Raw genomic sequence first — 17,301 nt, forward strand, 5'->3', positions numbered from 1 at the left:
ACGTCGGCGGCGCCGATGATCCGCGCCGCCTTGACCGTCACCAGTTCCGGATCGCCGGGACCCAGGCCGATGCCCCAGAGCTTGCCGCTCATTCTCCGCACGGGACGTCCGCGCACATCGAGCAACCCGGTCTGGCGCGCGAGCGCCTCGCCTTCCTTAGATACCCGAACTACGTACCGGGAGGTCTTCCGGAGCCCGCCCGCGCCCAGGACATGCACGTCGGAGCCGTAGCCATACAGCTCGAAGATCTCGCGTCGCAGCCGGCGCGCGATGGAACCCATGTCCACCTCGGCCTCTACGATCACGCGACCACCGACGATGTGCAATCCACCGGCGAACCGCAGTAGCGCGGACAATTCGGCCTTGCGCGAACTCACCTGTGAAATGGTGAGTCGGCTCAGCTCGTCCTTCACTTCCGCTGTCATCGCCACGAGACGCGCTCCTTTCCACCCAACCCGGACCGCACACGTTGGCCCATATGCCGTCCTTCGACTCGAAGCCCTGCTGATTCCGGCCGAGGTTGCCGGATCACCTGATCCAGTGCGGCGGCAAGCTTTCCGGGGTGGTGCCGGTCTGTCCCGGCCTCGGCAACATCAGCGAAGGTTACTCGTGCTCGCAGCTGTTCGGCAGCTCTTGCTACATGTTCGCGTTCCCTACCCTCGGGTACGGAGCCGGAATCGACCAGAACATGGTCGACCGTGAAATCCGGTGCGTGCTGGGACAATACATGCAGGTGCCGCTCAGCGCTGAATCCGGCCGTTTCGCCCGGTTCGGCGGCGAGGTTGAGCACCAGCACCTTCCGAGCCCGCGTGTGCAACAGAGCTTCGTGCAAATCGGGCACGAGCACATGGGGTATCACGCTTGTGAACCAACTTCCCGGCCCCAGCACCACCACGTCGGCATGCTCGATCGCCGAGGTTGATTCGGGGCAGGCGGGTGGGTCGGATGGGATCAATCGGACCCGGCGTACTTTCCCGGGGGTCGTCGCCACCGCGACCTGGCCCCGAATACACCGGCTGACCCGCGGATCTCCCTCCAGCCCGGCCACATCCGCCTCGATGGTCAACGCGATCGGCGACATGGGCAGCACCCGGCCGGTCACCCGCAGGACCCGGCCCACCTCGTCGAGCGCGGCGACCGGATCGCCGAGTTCCTCGGTCAGGCCCGCCAGGATCAGATTGCCCACCGAATGCCCGGCGAGCGCACCGGTTCCGCCGAAGCGGTGCTGCACCGCGCGCGCCCAGATTCCGTCCGATTCTTCTGCCAAGGCGGCTAACGCCATCCGGAGGTCACCGGGCGGCAGCATGCCGAGCTCGGCGCGCAGCCTGCCGGAGGATCCGCCGTCGTCGGCGACCGTCACCACCGCGGTGATCTTGCGGGTCAGCCGGCGCACCGCGGTGAGCGTCGCGTACAGCCCGTGCCCGCCACCCAGCGCGACGATCGCCGGATTCGTTTCTCGCGCAGTCATTCCCGCCCCAAGTCCCGATGGACCACGCGAACCACGTCTTTCGATCCCGGGTTCGCGTCGGTCCCGAGTAGCTCACCCAGGGCCTCCGCTATCGCCACACTGCGGTGTTTACCGCCCGTGCAGCCCACTGCCACGGTCATGTATCGCTTCCCCTCTTGGCGGTAGCCCTCGGTGGTGAGATCGATGAGATGGCGTCCGGTGCCCAGGTAGTCCTGGGCACCCGGCCGCGACAGCACATACTCACTGACCGGGGCATCCTGTCCGGTCTGTTCTCGGAGTTCCGGGACCCAATGCGGATTGGGCAGGAATCGCAAATCCAGAACCATATCGGCGTCCAGTGGTACTCCGTACTTGAAACCGAACGATTGGATTGTCAACTGCAGAGCCGTCGGGCCCGCACCGCCGTACGCCTCCTCCAGCTTTCGGTGCAGCTGGTGAATGGACAGCGCGGTGGTATCGATGACCAGGTCCGCCGCGGTCTTCACCGAGGCGAGCCGGTGACGCTCCGCGGCGATGCCGGCGGTCAGGGTGCCATCGGCGCTCTCGCTCTGCAGTGGATGCCGCCGCCGCGCGAATCCGTATCGTCGGATCAGCACATCATCGGAGGCTTCCAGGAACAGGATGCGCGTTCGTACCCCTGCGGCACGCAGTTGTTCGGTGACTGCCGACAAATTTCCGGTGAAGAAGCGACTTCGCACATCCATCACCATGGCCAGCTTGCGAATCGGCGGGTCCGCACCCGCCCCCAGCTCGACCATGCGCCCGATGAGCTCGGGCGGAAGATTGTCGGCGACGTAGTAACCCAGATCCTCCAGCACCTTGGCGGCAGTACCGCGTCCGGCGCCGGATAAACCGGTGACGATAACGACTTCGACCGGAGCGTCGACCCCATCGGGAAGCGATGGTGCACGCCGGGCCACTGTGGACTGTGGATCATCGATGTCGGCCGTACTGCTGCTTTCGACCGCACTATTGCTGGCTTCGACGCGCGTCATGTCCTACCGGGTTCGTTTCTGGGCGTGTCCCTCGATCATCCTGCACCGGCTCCCGTTTGCGCGGCAGGCGCACGCGGGAGCCGAGATACAAGTGTGATTTCTTCTTCCGACCTGCACAGTACGCGTGTCGCGAGTTTTACCCTCGGCGTGTCGGGCAGGTCGGCGAGGGGTAGCTTACGCCTCTCGCCGACCCCGCGACGGCCACCGGAATTATTCGCTGCCGAACGATTGCCCGGCCGGTTCCGAGACCTCGGCACCGGTCGCCGGCGCCTCGCCCGGCGCGTTCTCGGTGCTCAGCGCCGCGAGCACGGCCTTCGCGGTGGCCTTCCCGATCCCCGGAACCTCGGTGATTTGCTCGACCGTCGCCTGCTTGAGTTTGGCAACGGACCCAAAATGGGTGACCAGTGCGGTCTTACGGGCCGCGCCCAGGCCCGGCACCGCGTCCAGCGCCGAGGCCGTCATCCGGCGCGAGCGTTTGCTGCGATGGAAGGTGATGGCGAAGCGGTGCGCCTCGTCGCGCACCCGCTGCAGCAGATACAGCGATTCGCTGGTGCGCGGCATGATCACCGGATCGGGTTCGTTGGGCACCCAGACCTCTTCGAGGCGTTTGGCCAGGCCGATGACGGCGACGTCGGTGATGCCGAGTTCGTCGAGGACCTCGGCGGCGGCGTTGACCTGCGGCGCGCCGCCGTCGACCACGTAGAGGTTGGGCGGATACGCGAATCGGCGTGGTTTGCCGGTCTTGGGATCGATGCCCGGTAAGCCGGGATCCATTGCGTCGGAATCCAGTTCGAGTTCGGCGGCCTCGGCGGCGTCGAGATCGCGGCGCAGTTTGGCGAAGCGGCGGCGGGTGACCTCGGCGATGCTGCCGACGTCGTCGGAGCGGCCGTCCCCGGCGGCTTCCTTGATGCTGTAGTGCCGGTACTCGGACTTGCGCGGCAGCCCGTCCTCGAACACGACCAGCGAGGCGACCACGTCGGTGCCCTGCACGTGGCTGATGTCGACGCACTCGATGCGCAGCGGCGCGCTGTCCAGATCCAGCGCGTCCTGAATGCCCTGCAGCGCGACCGAACGCGCGGTCAGGTCGCCGGCGCGCTTGAGCTTGTGCTGGGCCAGCGCCTCCTTGGCGTTGCGCTGCACGGTCTCGGCCAGCGCCTTCTTGTCCCCGCGCTGGGGCACCCGCAACTGCACGGCCGACCCGCGCAGCTCCGAGAGCCACTGCTGGACCTGTTCGGCGTCGCTGGGCAGGGCCGGAACCAGCACCTCGCGCGGGACGACCGCGCCGGGCTGCTCGTCGCCGGTCTGCTCGGCCTGGGTGGACTGCTCGCCGTAGAACTGGGTGAGGAACTGCTCGACCAGGGCGGGCAATTCACCGCCGGTGTCCACCGCGTCGATGGCGTCGCCGGACTTGTCGACCACCCAGCCGCGCTGACCGCGCACCCGGCCGTCGCGGACATGGAAGATCTGCACCGCCACCTCGAGCTCGTCGATGGCGAAGTCGACCACATCGGCGTCGGTGCCGGTGCCGAGCACGACGGCCTGCTTCTCCAGGGCGCGGCGCAGCGCGGCGACGTCGTCGCGCAGCCGGGCGGCGGTCTCGAAGTCCAGGTCCTCGGCGGCGGCGACCATGCGCTTCTCGAGCTCCTTGACCAGACGGTCGGTCTTGCCGGAGAGGAAGTCGCAGAAGTCGTCGACGATCTGCCGGTGTTCGCCCGCGGTGACCCGGCCCACGCACGGCGCGGAGCACTTGTCGATGTAGCCGAGCAGGCAGGGCCGCCCGATCTGGTTGTGCCGCTTGAAGACTCCCGCCGAGCAGGTGCGCACCGGGAAGACGCGCAGCAGCAGGTCCAGGGTTTCGCGGATGGCCCAGGCGTGCGCGTAGGGGCCGAAGTACCGGACGCCCTTCTTGCGCGCGCCGCGGTACACGAAGACGCGGGGGTACTCCTCGTTCAGGCTGACCGCCAGCACGGGGTACGACTTGTCGTCGCGGTAGCGGACGTTGAAGCGCGGATCGAATTCCTTGATCCAGTTGTATTCCAGCTGCAGCGCCTCGACCTCGGTGGACACCACGGTCCACTCGACGCTCGCGGCGGTCGTCACCATCTGCCGGGTGCGCGGGTGCAGCCCGGAGACGTCGGCGAAATACGAGTTCAGCCTGCTGCGCAGGCTTTTCGCCTTGCCGACGTAGATGACCCGCCCGTGCACGTCCCGGAACTTGTAGACGCCGGGTTCAACGGGAATGGTCCCCGGCGCGGGCCGGTACGTCGCGGGATCTGCCACGCCCCCAGGTTAACGAGGCCCTCCGACACGAGTGCCGGGGCCGCCGTCCGCCCGCGACCGGGCGGTCCGACACCGGCGTCGGGCGGGCCCGCGGCGGGCGTCGCGCGCTCGCGGGTTCCGGCGACGCGACACCTGCGAAGGAAAGCGCCACGCCGGGCGATTCATCCGAAACGTCCGCGGCACCGAACGTATCCGCAAGATCACCGAAACGATGGGAGCAGCATCATGATCCGCCTTCGCCGCAGCCGCCGGTCCCTCGCGATCAGCGCCGCCTCCAGCCTGGCCGCCGCGATTCTCGTGGCCGTGTCCGGACCCGCGTCCGCCGCCGAGGCCGCGCCGGTGCTCGCCGAGTTCACCGTGCGCACCGCCCAGGCCGCCACCTGCGACGGTGCGCCGGTCGCCGCGGGGCTCACCCTCGCCTGAAACGCGCCCGCGGCACCGCCGGGGCCCGCGGGCGAGCCGTCCCGCGACGCGCCACGCCGAGCGACGCATCCGACCAGCCTGCGGCATCGAAGAACCCCGCGAGGTCAGTATTGGACCGACCTGTCACAGGACGATCCGTCCGAATCCGAGGGGAGCAGCATTGATGATTCGTCTCCGCCCGCAGCACCGGTTGCACGCCGTCGCCGCCGCGTTGGGGCTCGGCGCCGCCGCGCTCGTCGGCCCGGCGCTGGCCGTGGTGACGGCACCGGCCGCGCGGGCGAACCCCCAGCCCTGCCGCATCGACCGCGGGCTGGACACCGCCACCTTCACCTGCCCGGACGACGGCAACTGGTACGCCGCGGTCGTGCGCTGCGCGGGGAGCAGGCAGGTGGGACACGGGGCTCAGTCCCCCACCTACATCGTGGGCGACGCCGTCCGGCCGCTGGTGCCGACCACGATCGAGTGCAACGGCGCGGGCAAGACCGGCGTGGTCCTCGAGACCTGGACCGACGGCCCGTTCTGAGTCGTCGCTCGTCGCGTCATCGCTGAGAACAACCGGTAGCTCCGGACTTTCGGGGCAGCTGTGCGGTGCCGGGCGCTGCTGAGCGGTCGGCACCGCCACAGCGTTCGGATCGCGCACGGCGACAACCTGATTCGGCCGTGGGACGCATCCGAGCACCCCTCGGACAACGGTCCGATCCCGCCCCGCTCACCACGACCGCCCGATGTCCCGCACTCACGACGATCGCGTTCGATGGGGCGACTAGGCGCGCACGCGGGTATCCGGTTCAGCCGCGTGCCCGGCGCGCACCTCCCGGTCCAGGGCCGAGGCCAGATCGCCGCGATCGCCCACCTCCACGGTGTCGAGCTCGAGCCAGTCGGCCATCTCGCGCAGCGCCCCGGCGAGTTCACCGGCGATCCGCACGGGGTCGTGGCCGGGCTCGGCGAACGCGCCGGGCACCCGCAGGCGACCGGTGGCGCGGTCCGCGCGCAGATCGACGCGGCCGACGAGTTCACCGTCGAGCAGGAACGGGAACACGTAATACCCGTGCACCCGTTTGGGTTCGGGGGTGTAGATCTCGATGCGGTAGTGGAAGTCGAAGAGGCGTTCGGTGCGGTCGCGGAAGAAGATCAGCGGATCGAACGGGCACAGCAGCGCGGCGCCGGTGATCCGGCGCGGGGTGCGGGCGTCGGCGTGCAGATAGGCCGGTTTGTCCCAGCCCCGGACCCGGACCCGGCGCAGCTCCCCCGAATCCAGCAGATCCGCGATGGCGGGTTCGGTCTGTTTGCGGTTGAGCCGGTAGTAGTCGCGCAGGTCGGTCTCGGTGCCGATGCCGTGCGCGATCGCCGCGCGGCGCACCAGCTCGCGGATGGCGTCGGGTTCTTCCACCACGCGGGTGGCTACCTCGGGCGGGAGCACGCGCTCGGTGAGGTCGTAATAGCGCTGGAAGCCCACGCGTTTGGCGACCGAGAGCTCACCGGAGGCGAACAGCTGCTCGCACACGACCTTGGTCTCGCTGTAGTTCCAGCCCCAGTGGTCCTTCGAACGCGGGCGATCGAGTTCCAGGTGCCGTTCCACCGCGCCGGCGGTACTCGGCCCGAATTCGCGCAGGACCCCGAGCACATCGTCGATGAGCGCCGAATCGCGTTCGCCCGCCGTCAATCCGGCCCAGCGCCCGTTGCGGTACTTCTCCATGCGCCAGCGCATGAGCGGCCAGTCCGCGACCGGAAGCAGCGCGGCCTCGTGCGCCCAGTACTCCACGAACTGCCGCGGCTTGCGCGCGCTGTGACTCCAGGCGAGGTCGTCCAGCACCGTGCGGTCGTAGGCGCCGATGCGGCTGAACACCGGCGCGTAGTGCGCGCGCACCACCGCGGCCACCGAATCGAGCTGGAGCAGTTTGGTGCTGTCGAGCGCTTTGAGCACCGTGCGCCGGGTGGGCGGGGCGCTCGGGCGGGCGGCGGCGAAACCCTGGGCGGCCAGGGCTATGCGACGCGCCGTCGCGACGGTCAGGGTCGGCTCTGGCTCGAGCGAAATCGGCACACTCGCACAATGCCATGCCCCACCGACACCCAATCTCGATACACTCGTGTATCGAACTTCGACAGAACCAGGAAACAGGGATGATCGAGAATCCGGATGTCATCGTCGTCGGCGCCGGTCTGGCCGGCCTCGTCGCCACCCACGAGCTGGTCAAGGCCGGTAAGCGGGTACTGGTCGTGGATCAGGAGAACCGCGCCAACCTGGGCGGGCAGGCGTTCTGGTCGCTGGGCGGTCTCTTCTTCGTGGACAGTCCGGAGCAGCGCCGCCTCGGCGTGAAGGACTCCCTCGAGCTGGCCATGCAGGACTGGCTCGGCTCGGCCGGTTTCGATCGCGAGGACGAGGACCACTGGGCCCGGCAGTGGGCCCGGGCCTACGTCGAGTTCGCGGCCACCGAGAAGCGGCAGTACCTGCACGATCTCGGCCTGCGGGTCACCCCGCTGGTCGGCTGGGCCGAACGCGGCGGCGACACCGCGGACGGGCACGGCAATTCGGTGCCGCGCTTCCACCTGACCTGGGGCACCGGCCCGGAGGTGGTGCGGGTGTTCCTCGAACCCGTGCTGGCCGCCGAACAGCGCGGGCAGGTCGGGTTCGCGTTCCGGCACCGGGTGGACGAACTGGTGCTCACCGGCGAGGCCGTGACGGGCGTTCGCGGCAGCGTGCTCGAGCCGTCCGACGCCGAGCGCGGGGTGGCCTCGTCCCGGGAAGTGGTGAGCGACTTCGAGATCGGCGCGCGAGCGGTCGTCGTGACCTCCGGCGGCATCGGCCACAACCACGAACTGATCCGGCGCAACTGGCCCGTGGATCGGCTGGGCCCGTGCCCGGAGCACATGATCTCGGGCGTACCCGCGCACGTGGACGGGCGCATGCTCGGCATCACCGAGGCCGCGGGCGGGCGGATCGTGAACCGGGATCGCATGTGGCACTACACCGAAGGCATTCACAACTGGGATCCGATCTGGCCCGATCACGCCATTCGCATCATTCCGGGACCGTCGTCGCTGTGGTTCGACGCCAACGGCAAGCGCATGGCCGCACCGTGTTTCCCCGGATTCGACACCAATTCCACGATGAAGGCGATTCTTTCGACCGGATACGACTATTCGTGGTTCATTCTCGACCAGTCGATCATCGAGAAGGAATTCGCGCTCTCGGGCTCGGAGCAGAATCCCGATATCACCGGCAAGGATTTGAAGCTCACGCTCAAGAGCCGTGTGGCCAAGGGCGCGCCCGGACCGGTCGAGGCGTTCAAGAAGCACGGCTCGGATTTCGTTGTGGCCGATACCCTCGCGGAGCTGGTGGCGGGGATGAACAAGATCTCGCGCGGCCCGCACCTGGACCCGGCCGACATCGAGCGTCAGATCGTGGCGCGTGACCGCGACGCAGAACACAAGTTCAGCAAGGACGCCCAGCTGATGGCGATCGGCAACGCGCGCCGCTACCTCGGCGACAAGCTCGGCCGGGTCGCCACCCCGCACAAGATCCTCGATCCCGCGCACGGCCCGCTCATCGCGGTGCGGCTGAACATCCTGACCCGAAAGACGTTGGGCGGCCTGCAGACCAACCTGGATTCCCAGGTCATGCGGCCCGACGGCACGGCGTTTCCGGGCCTGTACGCCGCGGGCGAGGTCGCCGGATTCGGCGGCGGCGGCGTGCACGGCTACAACGCGCTGGAAGGCACCTTCCTCGGCGGCTGCATCTTCTCCGGCCGCGCGGCCGGTAAGGCGCTGGGCCGCACGCTGACCTAACGAAAGTCGCTCCGCCGCCCGGCTGTTCGTCCGGGCGGCGGCACGCGAACGGGACGGTCAGCGGCTCTCGGCCGTGCGCTGCACATCCGGGGAGGCGGCACAGAACCAGCGGTAGCAGTCCTTGCGCAGCAGCAGCGCCAGCACCACACCGGAGGCCATCACGCCCAGCAGGACCGTGAAAGGCCCCACCCCCGTGGGCATATCGGCCGAGACCAGGCGGAAGACGCCCAGAAACGCCTGCAGGCTGGCCAAACCCAGCGTGCCGACCCAGACCCACGGCGAGCGCAGGCCGAAAAGCAGTGCCGCCCCGCCGGTTACCCAGGCCGCGAAGAAATGCCCCGCGCTGCCGAGCACGGACTCGAAGCCACTGGTCAGCGCCACCAGACCGTGCACGAGCGCCAAACCCGCTGCGGTGTAAGCCGCGTACTGGGTTTCCCGCACCTTCGCGGGCAGCGCGATCTCGAAACCATCACGACGAAGAACACGAACGATGCTGGTGAAACGCTCCGAAATCGAAGCCGGAACACCGCTTCCCGCAGCTGTCGGCGAGATGTCCATCTCATCGACCACAGCCGTATGCGTACTCACAGCACTCCTCGTCGAGTAACCCCTGTTCGTGCGCCCCCTGCGAACGCACAGGGCCTGACGCTAACCAAACGTTCGGATACTCGACAATCGAGTTCGGGAAGTTATGACCATGGCCACAGCGCATAGCGCGAGTGGTTCAAACGTGATCTCGAACACATAACGGCCGCACACGATGTGCGTGTGCGGCCGTTGTAAGCGCAGGTCCCCCGGCAATTCTCCAGTGTAGCGCCGGAAGCCGAAAACTACTTGTCGTCCATGGGAATCGGCGGAATCACCGGAAATTCCCCGGTGTATCCGGCACGCTCGGCGGCGATGGCGAGCACCCGCTTCTCGGCGAACTTCCAGCCGATCAGCAGGGCGGGCACGATGATCAGCAGGCTCGACACCGTCCAGGTGCCCACCGGGCGATCGAACGCCATGAGCACCAGCACCACGAACAGGAACACCAGCGTGGCGATGCCGGTGTAGGGCGCGCCGATCATGCGGAACGCGGGACGCTCGGCGCGGCCGTCGCGCGACCAGTACCAGAGCTTGAGCTGGCACAGCACGATCGTGGCCCAGGAGGCCAGAATGCCCAGCGAGGCGACGTTCAGCACGATCTCGAACGCCTCGTCCGGCACCACGTAGTTCAGCCAGATGCCGGCCAAGGCGATGACGCTGGTCAGCAGGATTCCGCCATAGGGCACACCGGCTTTGGACATGCGCGAGGTGAAGTGCGGCGCGCTGCCGTTCATCGCCATCGAGCGCAGGATGCGGCCGGTGGAGTAGAGCCCGGCGTTCAGGCTGGACAGCGCGGCGGTGAGCACCACGAAGTTCATGATCGAGCCCATGTTCGCGACGCCGACCTTGCTGAAGAAGGTGACGAACGGGCTCTCGCCGGCCTTGTAGTCGGTGTAGGGCAGCAGCAGCGCCAGCAGCACGATCGAACCGCAGTAGAACACCGCGATGCGCACGATGACCGAGTTGATGGCGCGCGGCATGATCTTGGCCGGATTCTCGGTCTCGCCCGCGGCGATACCGACCATTTCGACTGCGGCGTAGGCGAAGATGACGCCGGAGGTGACGGTGACGAGCGGGAGCACACCGGTCGGGAACCACCCGCCCGCGTCACTCACCATGCCGAGGCCGGTGGGCTGTCCGTCGACGTCGAAACGCCCGGCCAGGAAGATCGTGCCGACCACCAGGAAGGTCACCAGGGCGGCCACCTTGATCATGGCGGCCCAGAATTCCATTTCGCCGAACCATTTCACCGAGACCAGGTTGACGCCCAGCACGATGAGCAGCGCGCCCAGCGCCAGAATCCATTGGGCCACCGGTTCGAACGGTCCCCAATAGTGCAGATAGGTGGCCACCGCCGTGGTGTCGACGATGCCGGTCATGGACCAGTTGAGGAAGTACATCCAGCCGGCGACGAATGCCGCCTTCTCCCCGAAGAATTCGCGCGCGTAGGAGACGAACGATCCCGAAGACGGGCGGTGCAATACCAATTCGCCGAGCGCGCGCAGAATGAAGAAGACGAAGATGCCGCAGATCAGGTACACCAGGAACAGCGCCGGTCCGGCGTCGCGCAGGCGCCCGCCCGCGCCGAGGAACAGGCCGGTGCCGATGGCGCCGCCGATGGCGATCATCTGCAACTGACGAGGCTTGAGGGCCTTGTGATAGCCGCTGTCCTCAGCTGTGAGGTTGGTGGCCTTCGTCCGGATCTCGGTCATTCGCCGGTTAACCCTCCGCAATCGTGTATCGAGGCGGTCCGAGAGTACCTTGCGATTTGCCGTGGATCACATCGCCGCTCCGAGCTGGGTGGACATCGGAGGTTATAACCGGACATAACCAGCGGAAATGCACATTCTTTGCGTTAGCCGAAACGATGCCGAAACATGGCTTATCACCCGGAATGGCGGTATCCGGACATCCACGGCATCGCCTCGCCCAATCTCCGATCTCGGACGCCGGGCGGGGCTAGAGTCCGACCATGAAGCGCGTGCGACGGCCTTTCTGGAGCGGCGCGAGCGCCGCTGTCCTGCTGCTCCTCGGAATGGCGACAGCCTGTTCCACCGAATCGGAACAGGCGCGATCCTGTACCACCTCCCCCAACGGCGTGCCGATCAGCGTGCGCGCGAGTACCACCGGCGGTCCGACCACCACCAATCTGAGCCTGCGGCCCGAGATCGCCAGCGGCTATCGCACCGGCATGAAACCGGTGCGCACCAACACTTTCGCGGTCTCGACCGCCAATCCGATCGCCACCGAGGCGGCCTGCCGGGTGCTGCGCGACGGCGGCACCGCGGCGGACGCGCTCATCGTGGCGCAGACGGTGCTCGGCCTGGTGGAACCCCAGGCGTCGGGTATCGGCGGCGGGGCCTTCCTGCTGTACTACGACGCGGCGGGCAAGACCCTCGAGGCCTACGACGGCCGCGAGACGGCCCCCGCGGCGGCGACCCCGGACTACCTGCGCTGGATCAGCGACACCGATCGCACAGCGCCGCAACCGAACGCGCGCGCCAGCGGACGCTCCATCGGCGTCCCCGGGGTACTGCGCCTGCTCGAGACCGCACACCGCGAGCACGGCCGCCAGGTGTGGGGCGATCTGTTCGGACCGGCCGTGGCGCTGGCGGATCAGGGCTTCGAGATCAGCCCGCGCCTCGCGGGCCAGATCGCCGAATCCGCAACGGATCTCGCCCGCGACGAGAACGCGCGCGCCTACTTCCTGCAACCGGACGGCAGCGCCAAGACCGAGGGCACGACGCTGACCAACCCGGCGTACGGCAAGACCCTGGCCGCGCTGGCCGTGGACGGCGCGAACGCCTTCTACACCGGGGCGCTGGCCGCCGACATCGTCGAGGCCGTCGCCGACACCTCCGGCGGGCGGACGCCGGGACTGCTGTCCGCGGCGGACCTGTCGTCCTACCAGGTGAAGAAGCGGACCGTGCTGTGCGCGCCGTATCGCACCCACGAGGTGTGCGGCATGCCGAACCCGTCCTCGGGCGGCATCACGGTGGCGGCCACGCTCGGCATCCTGTCGAACTTCGACCTGGGCTCGATGCGGCCGGAGAACACCGGCGGCGACAACGACGCCGCGCGCAACGGCGGCAAGCCCACCGCCGAGGCCGTGCACCTGATCTCCGAGGCCGAACGGCTCGCCTACGCCGACCGCGACAAGTACATCGCCGACTCGGATTTCATTCCGCTGCCCGGCAATTCGCCCCAGACCCTGCTGAATCCGGACTACCTGAAGCAGCGCGCGGCGCTGATCGACCCCACCCGCAGCATGGGCACCGCCCAGCCCGGCGACTTCGGGCCGGTGCCGCTCGGGGTGGGCCCGCAGCCGCCCGAGCACGGCACCAGCCACATCTCGATCATCGACAGCTACGGCAACGCCGCGGCCATGACCACCACGGTGGAATCGGCCTTCGGCTCCTTCCACCTGGTGGACGGTTTCGTGCTGAACAATCAGCTCACCGACTTCGCCGCCGATCCGCTCGGCAAAGACGGTGTGCCCGTGGCCAATCGGCTCGACCCGGGCAAGCGGCCGCGCAGCTCCATGAGCCCGACCCTGGTCTTCGATCGCGCCCCCGACGGCTCGCGCGGCGCCCTCACCCACGTCACCGGCTCCCCCGGCGGTTCGGTGATCATCCAGTTCGTGGTGAAGACACTGGTGGGCATGCTCGATTGGGGCCTGGACCCGCAGCAGGCGGTGTCCGCGGTCTCCTTCGGAGCGGCCAACTCGCCCACGACGAACGTGGGCGGTGAGCATCCGGCGATCGATCCCGCGAACAACGGCGACAACGACCCGCTGGTGCGGCGGCTACGCGAACTGGGACACCAGGTTTCGGTGGCGCCGCAGTCGAGCGGGCTGTCCACGCTCATCGTCGACGGCGACGACCTGATCGGCGGCGCGGACCCCCGCCGCGAGGGCGCCGTGCTCGGCGACACCCGCTGACCCGCCCGTCGAGCCCGCCACGAACGCCGACGCCCGCCACCGTTCGGTGGCGGGCGTCGGCGTTCGTTCGAGCGACGGGTCAGCGCGGCGGCCGGCGGCTCAGCTCTGGTTCTCGCCCGAGTACTTCGCGCCCAGTTCGCGGAAGCGGTCCATGGCCTCGGCCGCGCGCAGTTTGTCGTTGGTGCGGATGGCCAGCAGGGGCACGTACTCGTCGTGCACCAGTTCCAGTCGCGCCCAGGACTTCTTGTCGGGGAAGGACAGGCCGCGGATATCGGGCCAGGCGAACTCGTTCTCGCCGAAGATGTTGCGCACCTCCACCCCGCGCCGGCCGACCCGCACCCGGGGCCGGGTGAGCAGCAGCACCGCGCCGCCGAGGATGAAGCCGAAGACCGCGAGCCCGATCTGATCGGAGACCTGGAAGGTGACCCCGGTCGAGCCGCGGCGCAGGAACACGCCCATCACGGTGAAGAACACCGCCAGGAACACCGCGACGATCCAGGCGGTGCGCACCGAGCGATGCGGGCGCACGACCAGATCCCACTCCGGGTCCTCGGCGTCGGTGGTTGTCGATGTCGATTCTGACGCAGGCACTTCGGCCGCACCGTCCTTCGATTGCGCGGCGGGCTCGCGGGGCGGTTCCTCCGAACCGCCGTCGCGCTTCCAGATCCGGACGACAGGCATTGCTCAGACGGTCTGACGCAGGTCGCGCAGGGTGAGCGCGGCGTCCAGTGCGGCGGCGGCGGCCTGCTCGCCCTTGTTCTCGACCGAACCCGGCAGACCGGCGCGATCCAGGGCCTGCTGTTCGGTGTTCACGGTGAGCACGCCGTTGGTGACCGGGGTGCCCTCGTCCAGCGAGACGCGGGTCAGACCGGCGGTGACCGAATCGCAGACGTACTCGAAATGCGGTGTGCCGCCGCGGATCACCACGCCCAGCGCGACCACCGCGTCGTGGGTGCGGGCCAGCGCCTGCGCGACCACGGGCAGCTCCATGGCTCCGGCGACCCGGACGATGGTGATGTCGGAGACCCCGGCCGCGCGGGCGGTGCCCTCGGCGTTGGCGACGAGCGCGTCGCAGATGGTGGTGTGCCAGCGCGACGCGACGATGCCAAGCTTGAGGTCCTTGGCATCCGCGAGCTCGAACGAGGGTACGCCCGTGCCGCTCATCGATTTCCGCCCTTCTCGATCTTCGTGTGTGGAGGAACTACAGCGTGCGGCTCAGTTGGCGGTCTCGCCCAGGTCGAGATCGTCCAGGCCGACCAGGTCGTGGCCCATCCGATCCCGCTTGGTGCGTAGGTAGTGCAGATTGTGCGAATTCGCACGGACCGGCATTTGCACCCGCTCGGTAATACTGAGCCCGTAGCCCTCGATTCCGGCGCGCTTGTCCGGATTATTGGTCAACAGGCGCATCGAGGAAATGCCGAGATCGACCAGGATCTGCGCGCCGGTGCCGTAGTCGCGGGCGTCGGCGGGCTGGCCGATGGCCAGGTTGGCGTCGTAGGTGTCCAGGTCCTGCTCGTCCTGCACCTGGTAGGCCTGCAGCTTGTGCATCAGGCCGATGCCGCGCCCCTCGTGCCCGCGCATGTAGAGCACCACGCCGCGGCCCTCGTCGGCCACCAGCTGCAGCGCGGCGTTCAGCTGGGGACCGCAGTCGCAGCGCAGCGAGCCGAACACGTCACCGGTCAGGCATTCGGAGTGCACGCGGACCAGCACGTTCTCGCCCTTGCCGTCCGCACCGGCGATATCGCCCATGACCAGGGCTACGTGCTCGGACTCGTCGTATTCGCTCTCGTAGCCGATGGCCTTGAAGTCACCGAACGCGGTCGGGATCTTGGCCTCGGCGACCCGGCGCACATGCTTCTCGTTCTTGCGCCGCCAGGCGATCATGTCGGCGATCGAGATGAGCGCCAGGTCGTGCTCGTCGGCGAAGATGCGCAGCTCCTCGGTGCGCGCCATGTCGCCTTCGTTCTTCTGGCTCACGATCTCGCAGATGACGCCGGCGGGGCTGAGCCCGGCCATGCGCGAGAGGTCGACCGCGGCCTCGGTGTGGCCCGCGCGGCGCAGCACGCCACCGTCCTTGGCGCGCAAGGGAACCACGTGGCCCGGCCGGGTCAGGTCGTCGGACTTGGCCTGCGGATCGGCGAGCACGCGCATGGTGGCGGCGCGATCGGCGGCCGAGATGCCGGTGGTGATGCCGACCCGGGCATCCACCGAGACGGTGTACGCGGTGCCGTGCTTGTCCTGATTGACGGCGTACATGGGCGGCAGGCCCAGCCGGTCGCAGTCGTCGCCGGTGAGCGGGACGCAGATGTAACCGGAGGTGTAGCGGATCATGAAGGCCACCAGTTCGGGGGTCGCCTTCTCCGCCGCGAAGATGAGGTCGCCCTCGTTCTCCCGGCCCTCGTCGTCGACGACGACGACCGCCTTACCGGCGGCGATGTCGGCGACTGCGCGCTCGATGGTGTCGAACCTGGTCACGTCTGTTGTGCTCCATCTCGATTAGGTGCCGTACCCACAGTAGGGCAGTGCCCGATTTGCGCCGCCTCCGGCGGGGCCAATCGGAGGCTCAGCCGCGCTGAACGAGTCTTTCCACGTACTTGGCGATGATGTCGACCTCGAGGTTCACCGTGGTTCCCACCGGCGCCGAGCCCAGGGTGGTGAGGGCCAGCGTCGTGGGGATGAGCGAGACCTCGAACCAGTCCTTGCTGCCGTCGGCGGCGGCCTCGTCGGCCACGCCCAGGCCGGACACGGTCAGCGAGATGCCGTCGACGGTGATGGAGCCCTTCTCCACGACGTAGCGGGCGATGCTGTCGGGCAGCGAGATTCGCACGACCTCCCAGTTCTCCGAGGGGGTGCGCGCGAGCACGGCGCCGGTGCCGTCCACGTGGCCCTGCACGATGTGACCGCCGAGGCGGCTGTTGACGGCGGCGGCGCGCTCGAGATTGACGCGCGAACCGACGCCGAGGCCGCCGATGCTGGACCGGTTCAGGGTCTCGGCCATGACGTCGACGGTGAAGACATCGGACTCGACGGTCTCGTCCACCACGGTCAGGCAGACGCCGTTCACCGCGATCGAATCGCCGTGCCCGGCATCGACGGTGACGAGGGGGCCGCGAATGGTGAGCCGGGCCGCGTCGGCCAATTGCTCGGAGGCGACGATTTCGCCCAGCTCCTCCACGATGCCTGTGAACATGCCCTGCCTCTCCCTTACGCCTGCGGCCGCGGTACCCGGGCCCGCCGATCGGGGCAACAGCCCGATCGGCGGGCGGTATTCCCGGCGCGCGGATGCCGCCCGGTTCTCCCCCTCAGCCTAACGACGCCGGGTCGTAGGCGACATGCGGCCTAGTTCACTGGAGCGTTCGAGACTCCGGGGCGCGACGAAGCCGACGAAGCGGACCTCAGGTGGGCTAATCGGACCGATTGCCAACGAATACCAATTAAAATTCGGGCATTTCCAGATTTAGCGAATTTGCTAATTCGGGCCAATCGGGCGGGTGTACCCAATTCGCGACTCGCTTACACCAAATTCTTGCGCCACAGCGAAAATGGACGCAAGATTGTTATGCAGCTGATTCCCACAGTTCAACTGCCCGGCAGTTCGACATCCCCGCGGTCCGCTCCGCAGCGCCGACTACCCCGCAGCGCGGCTACTCAGCTGTACAACTCTCCGCAGTTCTACTTCTCCGGCGAGCCGGCAGTTCAACGAAGAACGTCTCCACACCCGTGGCCAGGTCCGGTCCGGGTGCTCCTCGCAGCAGTCAAACTCAGGAAGGTTGGGCCCTCGCGGGCCGGATCCAGGTGGAAGACAACACTTTTAGGGGTGC

General features: G+C 68.2%; 15 protein-coding genes. 4 read left to right on the forward strand and 11 right to left on the reverse strand.

Annotated elements, in window-relative coordinates; translation table 11 throughout:
- From whiA to uvrC, 4 genes are all read right to left on the reverse strand, one after another.
- A partial coding sequence (whiA, locus tag ACWDOP_RS36680) for a DNA-binding protein WhiA (protein WP_456348754.1) occupies positions 1-431 on the reverse strand: 431 nt, incomplete at its 3' end.
- On the reverse strand, positions 422-1,468 hold the full coding sequence (locus ACWDOP_RS36685; protein WP_454202982.1) for a gluconeogenesis factor YvcK family protein: 1,047 nt from the start codon (positions 1,466-1,468) through the stop codon (positions 422-424). The genes whiA and ACWDOP_RS36685, both read right to left, overlap by 10 nt.
- Complete coding sequence (rapZ, locus tag ACWDOP_RS36690) at positions 1,465-2,463, reverse strand: RNase adapter RapZ (RefSeq protein WP_454202981.1); 999 nt, start codon at positions 2,461-2,463, stop codon at positions 1,465-1,467. The genes ACWDOP_RS36685 and rapZ overlap by 4 nt, the downstream gene beginning before the upstream one ends.
- Positions 2,464-2,673: 210 nt before the next feature.
- The gene (uvrC, locus tag ACWDOP_RS36695) at positions 2,674-4,743 is read right to left on the reverse strand and encodes an excinuclease ABC subunit UvrC (RefSeq protein ID WP_456348755.1); all 2,070 of its coding nucleotides are present in this window, start codon (positions 4,741-4,743) and stop codon (positions 2,674-2,676) included.
- A 225-nt stretch (positions 4,744-4,968) separates the two neighbouring features.
- Between uvrC and ACWDOP_RS36700 the strand changes: the two genes are divergently transcribed.
- Positions 4,969-5,166 carry a hypothetical protein gene (locus tag ACWDOP_RS36700; RefSeq protein ID WP_456348756.1) on the forward strand — a complete coding sequence of 66 codons (198 nt, stop codon included), beginning with the start codon at positions 4,969-4,971 and terminating at the stop codon, positions 5,164-5,166.
- 163 nt (positions 5,167-5,329) lie between these two features.
- Positions 5,330-5,689, forward strand: a complete 360-nt coding sequence (locus tag ACWDOP_RS36705) for a hypothetical protein (protein ID WP_454202978.1) — start codon at positions 5,330-5,332, stop codon at positions 5,687-5,689.
- 240 nt (positions 5,690-5,929) lie between these two features.
- On the opposite strand, the gene ACWDOP_RS36710 is transcribed toward ACWDOP_RS36705, so the two are convergent.
- Positions 5,930-7,207: a winged helix-turn-helix domain-containing protein gene (locus ACWDOP_RS36710; protein WP_456348757.1), complete on the reverse strand. Its 1,278-nt coding sequence runs from the start codon at positions 7,205-7,207 to the stop codon at positions 5,930-5,932.
- A gap of 80 nt (positions 7,208-7,287) precedes the next feature.
- On the opposite strand from ACWDOP_RS36710, the gene ACWDOP_RS36715 reads away from it, so the two are divergent.
- Positions 7,288-8,952, forward strand: a complete 1,665-nt coding sequence (locus ACWDOP_RS36715) for an FAD-binding dehydrogenase (protein WP_456348758.1) — start codon at positions 7,288-7,290, stop codon at positions 8,950-8,952.
- 57 nt (positions 8,953-9,009) lie between these two features.
- Here ACWDOP_RS36715 and ACWDOP_RS36720 read toward each other — a convergent pair whose 3' ends face one another.
- Together ACWDOP_RS36720 and ACWDOP_RS36725 are read right to left on the reverse strand one after the other, a co-directional pair.
- On the reverse strand, positions 9,010-9,540 hold the full coding sequence (locus ACWDOP_RS36720) for a hypothetical protein (RefSeq protein WP_456348759.1): 531 nt from the start codon (positions 9,538-9,540) through the stop codon (positions 9,010-9,012).
- Between the two features lie 242 nt (positions 9,541-9,782).
- Positions 9,783-11,252, reverse strand: a complete 1,470-nt coding sequence (locus ACWDOP_RS36725; protein WP_454202974.1) for an amino acid permease — start codon at positions 11,250-11,252, stop codon at positions 9,783-9,785.
- Between the two features lie 260 nt (positions 11,253-11,512).
- Here ACWDOP_RS36725 and ACWDOP_RS36730 point away from each other — a divergent pair, with 260 nt between their 5' ends.
- Entirely contained in the window at positions 11,513-13,480 is a 1,968-nt protein-coding gene (locus ACWDOP_RS36730; RefSeq protein WP_454202973.1) for a gamma-glutamyltransferase family protein, read from the forward strand.
- Positions 13,481-13,579: 99 nt separating this feature from the next.
- Here the strand turns inward: ACWDOP_RS36730 and ACWDOP_RS36735 are convergent, their stop codons facing one another.
- The 4 genes from ACWDOP_RS36735 to ACWDOP_RS36750 all read right to left on the reverse strand — a co-directional run bounded on the left by ACWDOP_RS36735 (position 13,580) and on the right by ACWDOP_RS36750 (position 16,670).
- Positions 13,580-14,161 (reverse strand): PH domain-containing protein, encoded by a 582-nt coding sequence (locus tag ACWDOP_RS36735; RefSeq protein ID WP_454202972.1) that lies wholly within the window; start codon positions 14,159-14,161, stop codon positions 13,580-13,582.
- A 3-nt stretch (positions 14,162-14,164) separates the two neighbouring features.
- Complete coding sequence (gene ribH / locus ACWDOP_RS36740) at positions 14,165-14,644, reverse strand: 6,7-dimethyl-8-ribityllumazine synthase (RefSeq protein ID WP_456348760.1); 480 nt, start codon at positions 14,642-14,644, stop codon at positions 14,165-14,167.
- Positions 14,645-14,695: 51 nt separating this feature from the next.
- On the reverse strand, positions 14,696-15,955 hold the full coding sequence (locus ACWDOP_RS36745) for a bifunctional 3,4-dihydroxy-2-butanone-4-phosphate synthase/GTP cyclohydrolase II (protein ID WP_454202970.1): 1,260 nt from the start codon (positions 15,953-15,955) through the stop codon (positions 14,696-14,698).
- 88 nt (positions 15,956-16,043) lie between these two features.
- Complete coding sequence (locus ACWDOP_RS36750; RefSeq protein ID WP_456348761.1) at positions 16,044-16,670, reverse strand: riboflavin synthase; 627 nt, start codon at positions 16,668-16,670, stop codon at positions 16,044-16,046.
- Positions 16,671-17,301: the final 631 nt, after the last annotated feature.

It is taken from the genome of Nocardia sp. NPDC003693, assembly GCF_053981095.1.

Bases quoted from the DNA above. Each gene is read 5' to 3' on its own strand.
- ACWDOP_RS36685 (WP_454202982.1), bottom strand. From the start codon at position 1,468: ATGACTGCGCGAGAAACGAATCCGGCGATCGTCGCGCTGGGTGGCGGG.
- rapZ (WP_454202981.1), bottom strand. From the start codon at position 2,463: ATGACGCGCGTCGAAGCCAGCAATAGTGCGGTCGAAAGCAGCAGTACG.
- ACWDOP_RS36700 (WP_456348756.1), top strand. From the start codon at position 4,969: ATGATCCGCCTTCGCCGCAGCCGCCGGTCCCTCGCGATCAGCGCCGCC.
- ACWDOP_RS36705 (WP_454202978.1), top strand. From the start codon at position 5,330: ATGATTCGTCTCCGCCCGCAGCACCGGTTGCACGCCGTCGCCGCCGCG.
- ACWDOP_RS36715 (WP_456348758.1), top strand. From the start codon at position 7,288: ATGATCGAGAATCCGGATGTCATCGTCGTCGGCGCCGGTCTGGCCGGC.
- ACWDOP_RS36725 (WP_454202974.1), bottom strand. From the start codon at position 11,252: ATGACCGAGATCCGGACGAAGGCCACCAACCTCACAGCTGAGGACAGC.
- ACWDOP_RS36730 (WP_454202973.1), top strand. From the start codon at position 11,513: ATGAAGCGCGTGCGACGGCCTTTCTGGAGCGGCGCGAGCGCCGCTGTC.
- ACWDOP_RS36735 (WP_454202972.1), bottom strand. From the start codon at position 14,161: ATGCCTGTCGTCCGGATCTGGAAGCGCGACGGCGGTTCGGAGGAACCG.
- ribH (WP_456348760.1), bottom strand. From the start codon at position 14,644: ATGAGCGGCACGGGCGTACCCTCGTTCGAGCTCGCGGATGCCAAGGAC.
- ACWDOP_RS36750 (WP_456348761.1), bottom strand. From the start codon at position 16,670: ATGTTCACAGGCATCGTGGAGGAGCTGGGCGAAATCGTCGCCTCCGAG.